The sequence below is a fragment of the Dyella silvae genome (genome assembly GCF_026421305.1).
Classification (GTDB): domain Bacteria; phylum Pseudomonadota; class Gammaproteobacteria; order Xanthomonadales; family Rhodanobacteraceae; genus Dyella; species Dyella silvae.
This window is the reverse complement of record NZ_JAPJBQ010000002.1, coordinates 780836-795390: the sequence shown is the minus strand read 5'-3', so window position 1 is coordinate 795390 and position 14555 is coordinate 780836. Positions and strand designations below refer to the sequence as shown.

Sequence of the window (14555 nt, the reverse complement as noted above, 5' to 3'; positions counted from 1 at the left end):
GAGAAGTGGGGTGGCTCAGAAACGCAGGCTGTAGTTGAGCATGCCCATCATGCCCTGCCCGTGCTGCCCGAAATACTGATCCATACCGAACTGCAGGTTGGAACGCGCCGACATCGCCCAGTCGAGCGTGAGCCCCGCCTGGCTTTGATAGCGTGACAGGCCAACGCCGCCCACCGGCGCCCACTGATCCAATGCGCTGAAGCTGGCCTCGAAAACATCGCCGTGCGTGGCAAATGCCTCCTGCCACTGCAGGTACCCCTGCAGACTGAGGCTGCCACCACCCGCCAACGACCAGGTATGCCCGGCACGCAAGCCCAGGCCAGCCTGCCAGCGATCCACCGTCTGCGAAGCCGACTTGAGGCCGAAGCCGTCGCCGCCCAGTTCGTTGAAGCCATCGCGTTGGATACGTGCGTACTGCAGGTTGGCGTACGGAGTGAACTGCACGTCACCCAGTGATGCGCGATAGCCGGTTTCACCGTAGGCCACGCCATAGCGGCCATTGGTATCGCTGGCGACAGCGGACATGTCGCTGCCCAGCTCAAGATGCCGGCGCATGGTTTCGCGATACGTGCCGTAACCCAGCCGGCCCATGCCGTACCACGCGCCCTGCGTGACACCGCCATAGAGCATGCCTTCGACGGCGCGGCTCTGGCCCTGGTCGGCGTATTCGGCAAGACGTCCCAGCCCCTGACTCTGGCTTATCGCGAAACCGAACACGCCATTGCTGCCGAAGCGGCGATCCTGACCGACCATCCAGCCACTGAGGTCGTAACCCACCTCACCGTAGCCGCTGCGGCTCATGCTGCCGTGATAGCCCAGCGTTTGCGCCCAGCCGCCCGTGCCGCGGGTGTCGACCAGCGTGTCGAAATGGTCGGACAAGGCACGCGTGCCGGCGTCGATGGCTTCAAACGTCATCGCCGCACTCGCAGCGTGCAGCTGACCGGACAAACTCTCCAGCGAGTGCTGAAGTGCCGCGGTGCTCGCGGTCTGCTGCAGGTTGGCAGCGCCGTTGATGAAGTCCGTGGTAATCGGACCGTTGTTAACCGTGCCACCAGAGCCGACCTGCGCATTGATCTGGCTAAAGGCATTGTCCACGCGCTTTGCCGCGCCAAACGAAGCGGCCGTGTAACTCATGCCGGTGACAGCGGTAGCCTGCACCTGAGTGACATTGAGCCACGCACTGGTACTGTCGTAATTGAGTGTGGCGGTCAGCAGTACGCCTGGCGCCAGGTCCGGCCCACTCCCGGTGAAGGTGCCGGTGAGGCCGCCCTTCGCCGTCAGCACGTTGGTATGCGAGTTCGCTACGTAACTCTTGGCGGCGCCGATGACATAGAGGTCGCCACTTTCCAGCACGGCCTGGCCATCGATGTTGAGCGCCGAGCCCAGCTCGACCGCCAGCCGCCCGGTTTGCGCGCCACCACCGCCGATGCCCTGGAAGTAACTGCCGCTGACATGGACGTCGCCACCGGCCACCACCAGCGCGCCCAGGTTCTGCACGTCTTTGCCGAAGCTGTGAGCGCCAGCCATCACGGCATTAGCGCCATCGATGTAGAGACTGCCAGCCAACGAGGGCGCCACCAGCGCACCGTTCAAAATGTGAGTATCGCCCTGGTAAGTCGGGGCCTGGGTCAGCGTCAGCGTGCCACTGCCATCCTTCGAGAGGCCGCCCGCACCGCTGATGGCGTTGCCCCAGGTGGAGTTGGCGTTGAGAGTGACCTTGAAGTCGCCCCAGTCGAAGCGGCCCGGCCCCTTCACGGCCTTGGCCACATCGAGCATGCCGTAGCCGAACACCGGATCCACGCCCGGCGCACCGAGATCGTCCGCCGTGCCCAGCAGCGTCTGGCGCACCTGATCGTTGGTGAAATAGGGGAAGGCTTGCCAAACCAGCGCCGCCGCACCGGATACCGCCGGCGCCGCGAACGAGGTGCCACCGACGACCCACAAGGTGGCCTTGCCGGTATCGTCCTTGCCACTCACCACCACGTCGCCCGGCGCGGCAAGGCAGTAATGCATGGCCACGCCACACTGATTGGAATAGCTGGCCAGTTGCGTAGGGTGGTTGCTGTCCACTGCCACCGCGACCAGCCAGCCTTTCTCCAGATCACTCGCGCCTGGCTGGCTCGGCAAACTGGCAATCGTGCTGGGATTGGGTTGCGATGCGTTACCCGCGGCAAACACCACCAATCCGCCCGCCGAATTGACGAAGGGGCTGTAGGCGTCGTGGAAACCCTTGGTGGTCGCGGTATCCGTGCTGTCCCAGGTGATGCCGCCCCAGGAGTTGTTCATCACCCTGACGCCGGTGGTGATGAGGTCGCCATTGATCTGCCCGAACGGCGCTGCGTCACTCGCACTGACTTTGGTCGGCGGCCGTGTGCCGTTGTCGCTCGGTGCGCTGTCGGAAATGATGCGTGCCGACACAATGTTTGCGCCCGGTGCGATACCACCGGGGAACTGGTCGAACGCTTTGCCCGCCGCGATTTCCGACACCCATGTGCCATGACCGATGACGTCGTCAACCGCCAGGTTGTTGGTGCCGGGATTGATGTAGACCAGGTTCTGGACCACCCGGCCGGCCAGCGCGGGGTGATTGCGCATCACGCCACTGTCGACCACGCCAATGGTTACGCCGGCACCGGTGAAACCTGCCTTGTGCGCCGCATAGGTCTGCGTCAGCGACAACTGCGCATCCAGCGGCGGCTGGTTTGATGTCGTCGGAGGGGTGGTGGGCGGTGTGGTGGGTGGCTTGGTGCCACCTGACCCCGGGGTCGGTGGCTGGTACCCCGGGCCAGGCGGGGTATAGGGCGGCGCCGGTTTGACGTTGCCGTTGCCGCCGCCTCCACAAGCGGTCAGGCCAAGTGCCATCCACACTACGACAGACAACTGGCGGAACTGCAGTCCGCGCGCACCACTATCCATAGCTTCCCCTGTGCTCTTCTGAGCGACCTGTGCCATCCCGGCGCAGCGGTTCCTTACTACTGGACTCCGCCAGCACCCTCCTTGCGCCATATTCGCACAAGCTTTCGCGCAAATTCTTACGGTACGTCACGAACCCGACAGGTGGGCACTAGCCCAGCCGGGTCCCGTGCAGGGGAAAAGAGGGTAAGGCGGCCGCCTGTCAGAACGACAGGCGGTAGTTGAGCGTGTCCATCTTGCCGTGGTCGTGCTGGGCGACGTACTGGTCCATCCCGAGCGACAAGCTGGAGCGTGCGGTAATGGCCCAGTCAAGGCTGAAGCCGGCATCGCCGCCGTAACGCGACAGGCCGATACCACCGACCGGTGCCCATTGGTTGAGTACGGCGAAGCTCGCGTCGAGTACGTCACCGTGCATGCTGAAGGCGCGCTGCCACAACAGGTGGCCTTGCAAACTCAGACTGCCGCCGCCCGCCAGCGACCAGTCACGCCCTGCACGCAAACCCGCACCGCCCTGCCAGCGCTCGATGGTCTGTGCGCCGGCCTTGAGGCCGAAGCCGTCGCCACCAAGCTCGTTGAAACCATCGGTACGGATCGTGGCGTACTGCAGATTGACGTAAGGCGTGACCTGCACGCTGCCCAGCGACAGGCGATAACCGCTTTCGCCATAAGCCACGTCGTAGTGACCATTGGTGTCGCTGGCCACCGCCTCCACGGCGCTCCCCAGTTCGATATGGCGGCGCATATCTTCGCGATAGGTGCCTACGCCCAGGCGCCCCATCAGATACCACTGGTTCTGCACCAGGCCGCCGTAAAGCATGCCTTCGACCGCTCGGCTCCGGCCCTGATCGGCGAACTCGTCCAGACGTCCCAGATCCTGACTCTGGCTCACCCCGAAACCGACCACACCGTTGCTACCCAGGCGCCGGTCCTGACCCACCATCCAGCCGCTCAGGTCGTAGCCCACGTTGTTATAGCCGCTACGACTCATGCTGCCGTAGTCGCCCAACGACTGCGTCCAGCCGCCCACACTGCCCACATCGGTGAGTTGATCGAAGCGATGAGAGAGAGCGCGCGTACCGGCATCCATGGCATCAAACGTCATGGCCGCGCTGGCCGCATGCAACTGGCCGGAGAGACTGGTCAGCGACTGTTGCAAGGCGGCGGTCGTGGCGGTCTGTTGAAGATTGGCAGCGCCGCTGAGGAAGGACGCGGGCGTACCGCCGGCAGTCGTGCCCCCCTGAGCGACCTGCGTATTGATCTGGCCAAAAGCCGCATCCACACGCTGTGCGGCGCCAAACGATGCCGGCGTGTAGGTCACGCCAGTCACCGATGTGGCTTGCACCTGGCTCACGTTCAACCAGGCATCGAAGGCGCTGTAGTTGAGCGTAGCGGTAAGCAGTACGCCGGTGGCCTTGTTGAGTCCGGAGAACGTTCCGCTGAGACCGGCGTTGGCGGTGAGCACATCGGTGTGCGTATTCGCCTGATAGCCGCTGTTGATGCCGGTGACATAGAGATCGCCCCCGGTGATGCTTGCCGAACCCGTCACCCGCAACGCCGAACCCAGCGACACGGCCAGGCGGCCGGCGCCCACCTGGCTGTAATTGCCACCCACGGTGGTATCGGTGCCGCTTACGGCGATGACGCCGGCATTGGCCACCGAGCCGCCGATTGTCGGCGTGCCACTGAGTACACCTTGCGCACCGATGCTGACGCTGGACGCCAGTGATTTCGCGACCAACATGCCGCCCTGCACCTGAGTCAGCCCGGTATAGCTGGAAGGCTGCGTGAGGTTGAGCGTACCGCTGCCCTGCTTGATCAGACCGCCCGCACCGGAGATCGGGTTATTCCAGTTGGAGACGCCGCTGAAACTCACGGTGACGTCGCCCCAGTTGAACTGTTCGGGGCCGTTGACTGCCTTGCCCACATCAAGCTCGCCATACCCAAACGTGGTATTGGGTTGCGAACCGCCTAACGGATCGGCCGTGCCCAGCAGTGTCTGCCGCACCAGGTCATTGGTGAAGTAAGGGTAGGCCTGCCACACCAGCGCCGCCGCGCCCGACACCTGGGGAGCCGCGAGCGAGGTGCCTTCAACGATCCAGTACGTCTCATTGCTGGCGCTGGTGTCGTTCTTGCCGCTCACGATCACGTCGCCCGGCGCTGCCAGGCAGAAGTTCATCGCGATGCCGCACTTGTTGGAGTAACCCTCCAGCTGAGTCGGGTTATTGCTGTTGACGGCCACCACGGTGAGCCAGCCCTTCTGCAGGTCGGGCGCCAGGCTGGGCAGTGCGGCGATGGTGCTTGGATTGGCCTGCGAGTCGTTGCCGGCCGCGAATACCACCAGCCCGCCCCAGGAGTTGATGAAGGTGTTGTACGCGTCATGAAAACCCTGCGTGGTGGCGGTGTCGCTGGCGCTCCAGCTGATGCCACCCCACGAATTGTTCATTACTTTCACGCCATTGCTGATCAGGTCGGCATTGACCTGGCCCAGCGGAATGGCGTCGGAGGCCGTCACCGGCGCCGGCGCCGTGGATCCGTTATCGTCAGGCGCGTTGTCATCAATGATGCGGGCGGAAACGATGTCCGCTCCCGGCGCGATGCCACCGGCGAACTGCCCGAACGGCGTGCCCGCGGCGATTTCCGCGACGTATGTTCCATGACCGACAACGTCATCGACACCGAGGTTGTTAGTCGACGGATTGACGTAGGTGAGATTCTTGATGACACGTCCGGCCAGCGCAGGATGCGAGGCCATCACCCCGCTATCCACCACGCCGATGGTCACGCCAGCGCCATTGAAGCCCGCCGCATGCGCGGCATAGGTGTTAGTGAGGCTGAGCTGGGCATCAATCGGCGGCTGCGCAACGCTGGACGACGAAGGTGGCGTTGACGGCGGAGTCACCGGCGGCGCCGGGGTGGGCCGGGTGTTGCCGCCACCGCCTCCTCCGCCACATGCCGCCAGGCCCAACGCCATCCAAACCAGCACCGCCGCACGGCGGTACCGCAAACCCTGCATACCCGTACTCATGGCACCCACCCCGTTACCACGTGTTCTGGTCGACGTCCTGTGCGCGCCCCCTGCCCCCAGCAACGCGCGACAACCGACATAGTGGCACAACGAAAACGCAACTAAATGCCGCAAATATCGCAGTGCCATTGCAAAGGGGTCTGGTTTGCCCCCATCTGGGCCAGACTGCGATAATCCCTAGGTTATCTACCGGGCATCCTTGCCCTATCAAGTACTTGCGGAGATCTCCATGTCGGACGTCAGCGTTGTCATCGTGGGTGCCAAGCGCACTGCCATTGGCTCTTTCCTCGGCCAGTTCACTGGCGTACCTACGCCCACGCTGGGCGCCACGGCCATCCGTGCCGCGCTGGAGCAGTCCGGCGTTGGCGCTGCCGACGTCAGCGAAGTCATCATGGGTTGCGTCCTGCCTGCCAACCTGGGTCAGGCACCGGCGCGTCAGGCGTCGCTGGGCGCCGGCCTGCCGGCCAGCACGGGCTGCACCACCGTCAACAAGGTATGCGGTTCGGGCATGAAGTCCATCATGCTGGGCCATGACCTGATCAAGGCCGGTTCTGCCGCCATCGTGGTGGCGGGCGGCATGGAGTCGATGACCAATGCGCCGCACATGGTCAACGCGCGCACCGGTATCCGCTACGGCGACGGCACCCTGGTCGACCATATGGCATGGGACGGCCTGACCAACCCGTACGACGGCAAGGCCATGGGTGTGTTCGGCGAACTGTGCGCCGACAAGTACCACTTCACCCGCGAGGAGCAGGACACCTTCTCCACCGAATCGGTCGAGCGCGCCAAGGCCGCCCAGGCATCGGGCGCCTTCGCTGACGAAATCGTTCCGGTCACCGTAACCAGCCGCAAGGGCGAAGTGAAGGTCGATACCGACGAACAGCCGGGCCGCTCGGACATCAGCAAGATCCCGACGCTCAAGCCGGCGTTCCGCAAAGAGAATGGCACCATCACGGCAGCCAGCTCGTCCAGCATCTCCGACGGCGCGGCCGCCGTGGTGCTGATGTCGGCCGACGACGCCAAGGCTCGTGGTCTCAAGCCGCTGGCCCGTATCGTCGCCCACGCCACCCACTCGCAGGAGCCGGAGTGGTTCACCACAGCGCCGGTGGGCGCCCTGCACAAGGTGCTGGAGAAGGCTGGCTGGAAGGTCAGCGACGTCGATCTGTTCGAGGTCAATGAGGCCTTTGCCGTGGTCGCCATGGCCGCCATGCGGGAGCTGGACATTCCCCGCGACAAGATCAATGTCAACGGCGGCGCCTGTGCACTGGGCCACCCGATCGGCGCCAGCGGTGCCCGTCTGGTGGTCACCCTCGTCAACGCCCTGAAGACCCGCGGCGTTAAGCGTGGTGTGGCGTCCCTCTGCATCGGCGGCGGCGAGGCCACGGCAATTGCGGTGGAATTGCTCTGATTCACGGCAATTCACGGCACCTGGCCCCCAGGTGCCGATGAAAGCGGGGTTAACCGTTTTCACTGCTTTACATAAAGATGTGGCGCAATTTCCACGAAAGCGTTATTAATACGCCCGCCAAACGGCATTCCACGGCAAAGGAGATTCAACATGAAGTTCACGCGTACCCTTCTCGCCTCTGCGCTCGTCGCGCTGCTGGCGGCTTGCAGCAACGGCGCGCAGGATTCCGCGCAGGACGCCCAGAAGTCGGCTGACCAGCAGCAGTCTGCTGCTGAGCAGGCTCAGAAGGCTGCTGCTGCTCCGGCTGAGCAGGCCCCGGCTGCTGCCCCGGCTTCGACCGCTGCTGCTCCGGCTGAACAGCCGGCGCCGACCCCGGCTTCGACGGCCGCAGCTCCGGCTGCTGCTTCGACCGCTGCTGGTCACTAAGTACCATCGTGTACTTCAAGAAACCGGCCGCCTCTGGCGGCCGGTTTTTTTGTGCCCGAAAAAATGGAAAAGCACCGGGGATGTTGCGTTGCCGATTTAGCCGATGCGCCACCACCGGTATCATCCTTGGCTTCCTTCGAACGGCAGTGTTAGCTCATGAGTGTCATCGCCTCGCAGATCGATCCCCGCTCTCCGGAATTCCAGGCCAGCAGCGCGCAGCTGAAAGGGCTGGTGGACGACCTGCACCACGAGCTGGCCCGCAGTGCCGAAGGTGGTGGCGAAAAGGCCCGCGAGAAGCACACCGCGCGCGGCAAGCTACTGCCGCGTGAGCGCATCCGCGCCCTGCTCGATCCCGGCTCACCGTTCCTCGAGCTCTCCCCGCTCGCTGCCCATGGCATGTACGACGACGCCGCGCCAGCGGCCGGCATCATTACCGGTATCGGCCGCGTCAATGGCATCGAAGTGGTGGTGGTGGCCAACGACGCCACGGTGAAGGGCGGCACCTATTTCCCGATGACCGTGAAGAAGCATCTCCGGGCGCAGGAGGTGGCGCTGGAGAACCGCCTGCCCTGCATCTATCTGGTCGATTCCGGTGGCGCCTTTCTGCCGCTGCAGGATGAGGTGTTCCCGGACAAGGAACATTTCGGCCGAATCTTCTACAACCAGGCCCGCATGTCTGGCCTGGGGATTCCGCAGATTGCCGTGGTGATGGGCTCGTGCACCGCTGGCGGTGCCTATGTGCCGGCCATGAGCGATGAAACGATCATCGTGCGCGAACAGGGCACCATCTTTCTCGGCGGCCCGCCGCTGGTGAAGGCGGCCACCGGCGAAGTAGTCGATGCCGAAGCACTGGGTGGCGCGGACGTCCATACGTCCGTGTCCGGCGTGGCCGACCACTTCGCGGAGAACGACGCCCATGCGCTGTCGATTGCCCGCGATATCGTCGCCAGCCTCAATCGCAAGAAGCCGATGCCACTGGCATTGCGCGCGCCGGCCGAGCCGCTCTACCCCGCGGAAGAACTGTATGGCGTGATTCCGCAGGATACGCGCCGCCCGTTCGACATCCGCGAGGTGATCGCCCGCATCGTCGATGGCTCGGAGTTTCACGAGTTCAAGGCGCGCTATGGCAAGACCCTCGTGTGCGGATTCGCGCATATCCACGGCTACCCGGTAGGCATCATCGCCAACAACGGCATCCTGTTTTCCGAATCGGCACTCAAGGGTGCGCACTTCATCGAGCTGTGCAATCAGCGCAATGTGCCGCTGGTGTTCCTACAAAACATCACCGGCTTCATGGTCGGCAAGAAATACGAGAACGCCGGCATCGCGAAAGACGGCGCGAAGATGGTGACCGCGGTAGCGTGCTCGCACGTACCGAAGTTTACGGTGGTGATTGGCGGCAGCTTCGGCGCCGGCAACTATGCGATGTGCGGACGGGCTTACGGCGCACGCTTCCTGTGGATGTGGCCGAACTCGCGCATCAGCGTGATGGGCGGCGAACAGGCCTCGTCCGTGCTCGCGACGGTGCGCCGTGACGGCATCGAAGCCAGTGGCAAGAGCTGGAGTGCGGAAGACGAGGAAGCCTTCAAGGCTCCCATCCGCGAACAGTACGAGCGCCAGGGTCACCCCTATTACGCCAGCGCCCGCCTGTGGGACGACGGCATCATCGATCCGGCCGATACGCGTCGGGTGCTGGGCCTGGCGATTTCCGCATCGCTCAACGCGCCGATCGAGCCGCAGCGTTACGGCGTATTCCGCATGTAACTGCGAAAGGCCGCTCCCCACGGGCGAGCGGCCTACGATGATTCACCAAAGATGTGTCATCACCGGTATCTCACCGGCGATGCGGTGTCTCTTAGCGTGGCACGCGCAACGCGGAATCGCGCAGCGCCGCGTCATGCTCCACTTCGTCGTGGCCCGCAACATCCAGGTTGTCCGTCAGGCCATGACCGGCCGGATGGCGCATGGCCGTGGGTGGCACTGTGATCTCTGCGGCGTCACCGTCTGGCACGAAGTTGTCCGGAGAAGGCTGCTGCTGCATGAGGGACTCCTGGTAGGTCCTGGGATTGTAGCTATGTGCAGGCGATCCCCCGAAAGATCAACCACGGGAGGACGCCTTCCTGTCCGCGGCGGACGCATCGCCAAAGCTTGCGCTCCCAAACCATCCCCGCGAAAACCTGCGCCTTCCCCCAGGGACTGCACCGCCCGTTGAGGGGAGATCTCTGCATTTGCGCAATGGCTCCCTGAGCGGTACCGTTTTTGAAAGCGCTTTCTCACGTCGACGAAGGAAGGACTCCTATGGCCGTGCAGAAGTCTGTCGCATTTTCCCTATGTTGCCTCGCTGCTGGCATGGCCTTGACCTCCAGCCCAATGGCGATAGGTCAGAACGCACTCCCGACCATTCCCATCGACAACCAGCCCGTCAGCGCGGCTCCGGTGGTCCATGAGGACAACAAGTCCGAAGACAATTCGCGCGCCTTCAACACGCCCACCGATGATGGCAGGCCCGGCGAATACTACTTCGCACTGGGCGTCCAGGCGGTCAAGAAAGGCGACTACGCGCACGCGATAGCCATGTACAAGGTGGCGGCCTCCTGGGCATACAAGCCTGCCGAGTACAACCTGGGCGTGATGTATTTGAGTGGCCAGGGCACCGCCGTCGATCTGCCCACCGCCATGGCCTGGATGGCGCTCGCAGCCGAGCGCAACGACGCACAGTACGTTCGCGCAAAAAAGCTTGTTTACGCCCATCTCTCACCCGAACAGTTTGCGAAGGCAAATGAGATCTGGCGCGGACTGCTGCCCACTTACGGTGACGAAAACGCGATGCCTCGCGCCAAGGCACGCTGGCTCGAAGCCAAGGAGAACGCCACCGGCTCGCGCGTGGGATCGTCTGCGGCCCACGTGGAAGTGGGCGGCGCAGCGGGTTCGCCTAATCACATGAATTCGCCGAGCTACGATTCCCACAGCGGGTTTCATGAAACGAAAAATCCCGCTGAGCTGGCGGGTGTTCACCAGGCTGATGGCGCCATTGCCTATCAACAACTCCGGGCCACGGATAATCCTTACGACCCCAAATTCACCACCGTGTCTGGCCAGGTAGCGGTAGGTGCACTTACCCCCGTCGACAAGAAAACCGGGGAAGCCACCAAGAATGACAGTGGGAACCCACCCGACGCAGCCGACCAGGGCCATCCGTAACCGCCCGTTTCCATCGGTTACGTTCGGACGTCCAGTCGCGATTGCTCCCTGCCAGCGTTGGGAGTAGCGTCAACGTGCTGCGTTCCCCGTGTAGAAGACCGGAGGTATCGCTATGAGCTTGCAAAGTCTCTCGGCGTTGCGCGCACTCTGCATCGTCGCCTTGCTGGGGTTCCCAGTCGCCGCGGCTTGTGCGGACACCTCATCGGCACTGCCCACGATCCCGGTGGACACCCAGGCTCCGCCTCCGCAAGTGGTGAGCTTTCACGCTACGTCGGACGTGCCCAGCAGCCGCACGGATCCATTCAATACGCCTGCGGACGACGGCCGCCCGGGAGAGTATTTCTTCTATCTGGGCGCCCTCGCCAACCAGAATCACGACTACGCACACGCTATCGCCATGTACAAAGTCTCGGCGTCGTGGGCGTACAAGCCGGCCCAGTACAACCTGGGCGTGCTCTATCTCAATGGGCGGGGTTCCCCGGTAGATCTGCCGCGCGCCATGGCGTGGTTCGCACTCGCCGCCGAGCGCAACGAGCCGCAGTACGTGTACGCCAAGCAGCTGCTATACGCGCACCTGACGCCACAACAGTTCGAAGACGCCAACGTTATCTGGCGTGAGTTGCTGCCCACTTACAGCGATGCGGCCGCCATGCCCCGAGCCAAGGCCCGCTGGCGCGAAGTGCTTTATTCCGCGACCGGATCTCGTGTGGGCTCGGCGGCGCCCCATCTGGTGATTGGCGGCACGGTGGGCCTGAATGATCATCAGGCACCGCCAAGTTACGATGTCGGCAACGGCGGCATCATCGCCACCACACCCGGCGAAGTTACCGGCGTCCATCAAACGGACGGTGTGCTCGCCTATCAGCAGTTGCGCTCAAGCAGCGACCCTTACGACCCCAAGTTCGAGAGCTATCTGCTGTCCGGCACGGTGACGGTGGGCATCCTTACGCCGGTCAATCCGGATGATCCGGCCCTCCGCAAGTTCCATCCGCCGATGGATACAAATCCGCCCGATCACCCGTAGGGCATGGTGCCGGCGCGTTCGGCGTCACTTTGCGCGGGGGCGGAATTCCAGCGGATGCACGTCGTGCGCCGCGGCGGGCGGCTTGGGCCCGCAGGCGCCGCAGGTGCTGCAACCGTCACTACAATTGCCGGTGGCCTGCCTGGGTTGCAGGCGGCGGCCCAGCGCACGCTGCCAGGCCGGGTGACCGGGCTGATCGAAATGCAGCGCGGCGGCGGCTAGCCATCGATTGGTGAGCTGCGGAGCGAGCTTCCGGAAAGTGATCAACGCACTGATCAGCACGATCACGCCGATGATCACGTACTGCAGCAGCAAACCATCACTCATGTCAGCCAGCTCGCGATCTGATACGTGAGGAACGAGGCCACATACGCCACCACAAACATGTAGCCGAACGAGATGCCCACGTTGCGCCAGGAATTGGTTTCGCGGCGAATTACCGCCAGCGTCGACATGCACTGCGGCGCAAACGCAAACCACACCAGCAGCGACAACGCACTGGCCAGCGAGAAGTTGGCCGCCAGCGCCTGGGCCAGACCTGCGCCGTCAGCGCCGTCGCCACCCACGGCATACACCGTCGCCAGCGCCGCCACTGCCGTTTCGCGAGCAGCAAAGGCGGGGATCAGCGACACGCTCATCTGCCAGTTGAAGCCCAGCGGCGCGAAGATCACCTGCAGACCACGGCCGATATAACCAGCGAAGCTGTAATCGATGGCCGGCCCGGTGGCCCCTGCCGGCGCCGCCGGGAAGGTGGAGAGAAACCACATCAGCACGGTCAACCCGAGAATCACACCGGTGAGGCGCTTGAGGAAGATCATGCCGCGCTCCCACAAGCCGATCGCCACGTCGCGCACCTTGGGCAGGCGATAGGACGGCAGCTCCATCAGCAACGCATGTTCACTGCGGTCGCGGCGCATCTTTTTGATCACCCAGCCCACCGCCATCGCGCCGATGACACCAGCGGCGTACAGCGCAAACAGCACCAGCCCCTGCATGTTGAAGATGCCAAGCACCCGGCGCGTGGGAATGAATGCGCCGATCAGCAGCGCATACACCGGCAGGCGCGCCGAACACGTCATCAGCGGCGCCACCAGGATGGTGGCCAGGCGGTCACGCGGATCGGTAATGCTGCGCGTACCCATGATGCCGGGAATGGCGCACGCGAAACTCGAAAGCAACGGAATGAACGAGCGCCCGGTGAGACCCACCGACACCATCAGGCGATCCAGCAGGAACGCCGCGCGTGGCAGGTAGCCCGATTCTTCGAGCACCAGAATGAAGAAGAACAGCACCAGAATCACCGGCAGAAAACCGATTACCGTGCCAATGCCGCCAAACACACCGTCGACCAGCAGACTCTGCAGCGGCCCGGCGGGCATCCACGCCGTCGCGTGTTCACCCAGCCAGCCGAAGCCCGCGCCGATCAGGTCGCTCATCGGCTTACCGGCGGCGTACACCGCCTGGAAGATCAGAAACATCACGACAGCCAGAATCGCCAACCCGAAGACCGGGTGCAGCGCCCAGCGATCCAGCGCATCGTCGAGCTCGGCGGTGGCACGCGGCATGGTCACGGTGGCGGCCAGCAGTTCGCGCACCTGCGCGTGCAGATCGGCGCGGCTGGCCGGATCGTCCGGCAGGGCCGGTGGCGCTTCGGGAATCTCGCCGTCCACCCGATCGATCAGTGCCTTCACACCGTCGCGCTTCACGGCCACGGTTTCCACCACCGGCATGCCGAGGCGGCGCGACAGTTCAGCCACGTCAATGACGATGCCACGGCGGCGCGCGGCGTCCATCATGTTCAGGGCCAGCACCACGGGGCGGCCCAGGCGCTTCACTTCCAGCACGAAACGCAGATGCAGGCGCAGGTTGGTGGCATCGGCCACGCACACCACCAGATCCGGTGCCGCTTCGCCCGGGTAGTTGCCCTCCAGCACGTCGCGGGTGATCTGCTCGTCGGGGCTGGTAGCGTCGAAACTGTAGGTGCCCGGCAGATCCAGCACCTGCAGCACGCGCCCGGACGGCGCGCTGAAGCGACCTTCCTTGCGCTCGACCGTGACGCCGGCGTAATTGGCCACCTTCTGGCGGCCGCCGGTGAGTTGGTTGAACAGCGCCGTCTTGCCGCAATTGGGATTGCCGACCAGGGCAATGCGCACGGTGCCGGTGCTCATGCCGTCATCTCCGGTCGCACCATCACCCGCGCCGCTTCATTGCGCCGAAGCGCGAAGCGGGTCGAACCGATCTGGATCAGCAGGGGATCGGCGCCCAACGGGCCCAACGCCACCACGCGAACCGGCTCACCTGCCACAAACCCAAGGTCGCGCAGTCGCTGCGCGATGGGGTCGGAAGCATGAGCATCGTCCACTCGGTCCACCACGGCAGTAGCCCCTTTCGGCAGGTCGGACAGGCGCACTGGTCACCAAAACCAAATAAGAATGGTTCGCATTGTATAGGAGTTGCCCGGGAACTGCAGCGCGGCCCAATGCCGCTCGGCGTTGCCCATCGCCCCGCAAGAACATGCCACCTGAACCGTCTCGCACCCGCCCGGGTTGGAAGTGGCG

The 14555-nt window shown here is 64.1% G+C and carries 11 protein-coding genes; 5 read left to right on the top strand and 6 right to left on the bottom strand.

The window, feature by feature from the left end:
* Positions 1 to 15: 15 nt before the first annotated feature.
* Entirely contained in the window at positions 16 to 2916 is a 2901-nt protein-coding gene (locus OQE56_RS07840; RefSeq protein WP_267223162.1) for a S8 family serine peptidase, read from the bottom strand.
* A gap of 199 nt (positions 2917 to 3115) precedes the next feature.
* A complete protein-coding gene (locus OQE56_RS07835) occupies positions 3116 to 5938 on the bottom strand; it encodes a S8 family serine peptidase (protein ID WP_267223161.1) in 2823 nt (940 codons plus the stop codon).
* 229 nt (positions 5939 to 6167) lie between these two features.
* Here OQE56_RS07835 and OQE56_RS07830 point away from each other — a divergent pair, with 229 nt between their 5' ends.
* The 3 genes from OQE56_RS07830 (at position 6168) to OQE56_RS07820 (ending at position 9539) form a co-directional block, all read left to right on the top strand.
* Positions 6168 to 7349 (top strand): thiolase family protein, encoded by a 1182-nt coding sequence (locus OQE56_RS07830; RefSeq protein WP_267223159.1) that lies wholly within the window; start codon positions 6168 to 6170, stop codon positions 7347 to 7349.
* A 150-nt stretch (positions 7350 to 7499) separates the two neighbouring features.
* On the top strand, positions 7500 to 7775 hold the full coding sequence (locus OQE56_RS07825; protein WP_323748567.1) for a hypothetical protein: 276 nt from the start codon (positions 7500 to 7502) through the stop codon (positions 7773 to 7775).
* Between the two features lie 156 nt (positions 7776 to 7931).
* Entirely contained in the window at positions 7932 to 9539 is a 1608-nt protein-coding gene (locus OQE56_RS07820; protein WP_267223157.1) for a carboxyl transferase domain-containing protein, read from the top strand.
* 91 nt (positions 9540 to 9630) lie between these two features.
* On the opposite strand, the gene OQE56_RS07815 is transcribed toward OQE56_RS07820, so the two are convergent.
* A complete protein-coding gene (locus OQE56_RS07815) occupies positions 9631 to 9816 on the bottom strand; it encodes a hypothetical protein (protein ID WP_267223154.1) in 186 nt (61 codons plus the stop codon).
* A gap of 308 nt (positions 9817 to 10124) precedes the next feature.
* Here OQE56_RS07815 and OQE56_RS07810 point away from each other — a divergent pair, with 308 nt between their 5' ends.
* Positions 10125 to 10976: an SEL1-like repeat protein gene (locus tag OQE56_RS07810; protein ID WP_425601606.1), complete on the top strand. Its 852-nt coding sequence runs from the start codon at positions 10125 to 10127 to the stop codon at positions 10974 to 10976.
* 112 nt (positions 10977 to 11088) lie between these two features.
* A complete protein-coding gene (locus tag OQE56_RS07805; RefSeq protein ID WP_267223151.1) occupies positions 11089 to 12000 on the top strand; it encodes a tetratricopeptide repeat protein in 912 nt (303 codons plus the stop codon).
* Between the two features lie 24 nt (positions 12001 to 12024).
* Here the strand turns inward: OQE56_RS07805 and OQE56_RS07800 are convergent, their stop codons facing one another.
* Genes OQE56_RS07800 through OQE56_RS07790 form a run of 3 tightly spaced genes read right to left on the bottom strand, consistent with a single transcriptional unit; the run spans position 12025 to position 14407 of the window.
* Positions 12025 to 12324 carry a DUF6587 family protein gene (locus tag OQE56_RS07800; RefSeq protein WP_267223149.1) on the bottom strand — a complete coding sequence of 100 codons (300 nt, stop codon included), beginning with the start codon at positions 12322 to 12324 and terminating at the stop codon, positions 12025 to 12027.
* On the bottom strand, positions 12321 to 14165 hold the full coding sequence (feoB, locus tag OQE56_RS07795) for a ferrous iron transporter B (protein WP_267223147.1): 1845 nt from the start codon (positions 14163 to 14165) through the stop codon (positions 12321 to 12323). The genes OQE56_RS07800 and feoB overlap by 4 nt, the downstream gene beginning before the upstream one ends.
* Positions 14162 to 14407: a FeoA family protein gene (locus OQE56_RS07790; RefSeq protein ID WP_267223143.1), complete on the bottom strand. Its 246-nt coding sequence runs from the start codon at positions 14405 to 14407 to the stop codon at positions 14162 to 14164. Before OQE56_RS07790 ends, feoB begins: the two co-directional genes overlap by 4 nt.
* Positions 14408 to 14555 lie beyond the last annotated feature (148 nt).

What these genes read in the sequence shown, in the direction of transcription:
- OQE56_RS07840 (WP_267223162.1), bottom strand. Translation starts at nt 2,916, where the DNA reads ATGGATAGTGGTGCGCGCGGACTGCAGTTCCGCCAGTTGTCTGTCGTA.
- OQE56_RS07835 (WP_267223161.1), bottom strand. Translation starts at nt 5,938, where the DNA reads ATGAGTACGGGTATGCAGGGTTTGCGGTACCGCCGTGCGGCGGTGCTG.
- OQE56_RS07830 (WP_267223159.1), top strand. Translation starts at nt 6,168, where the DNA reads ATGTCGGACGTCAGCGTTGTCATCGTGGGTGCCAAGCGCACTGCCATT.
- OQE56_RS07825 (WP_323748567.1), top strand. Translation starts at nt 7,500, where the DNA reads ATGAAGTTCACGCGTACCCTTCTCGCCTCTGCGCTCGTCGCGCTGCTG.
- OQE56_RS07820 (WP_267223157.1), top strand. Translation starts at nt 7,932, where the DNA reads ATGAGTGTCATCGCCTCGCAGATCGATCCCCGCTCTCCGGAATTCCAG.
- OQE56_RS07815 (WP_267223154.1), bottom strand. Translation starts at nt 9,816, where the DNA reads ATGCAGCAGCAGCCTTCTCCGGACAACTTCGTGCCAGACGGTGACGCC.
- OQE56_RS07810 (WP_425601606.1), top strand. Translation starts at nt 10,125, where the DNA reads ATGGCCTTGACCTCCAGCCCAATGGCGATAGGTCAGAACGCACTCCCG.
- OQE56_RS07805 (WP_267223151.1), top strand. Translation starts at nt 11,089, where the DNA reads ATGAGCTTGCAAAGTCTCTCGGCGTTGCGCGCACTCTGCATCGTCGCC.
- OQE56_RS07800 (WP_267223149.1), bottom strand. Translation starts at nt 12,324, where the DNA reads ATGAGTGATGGTTTGCTGCTGCAGTACGTGATCATCGGCGTGATCGTG.
- feoB (WP_267223147.1), bottom strand. Translation starts at nt 14,165, where the DNA reads ATGAGCACCGGCACCGTGCGCATTGCCCTGGTCGGCAATCCCAATTGC.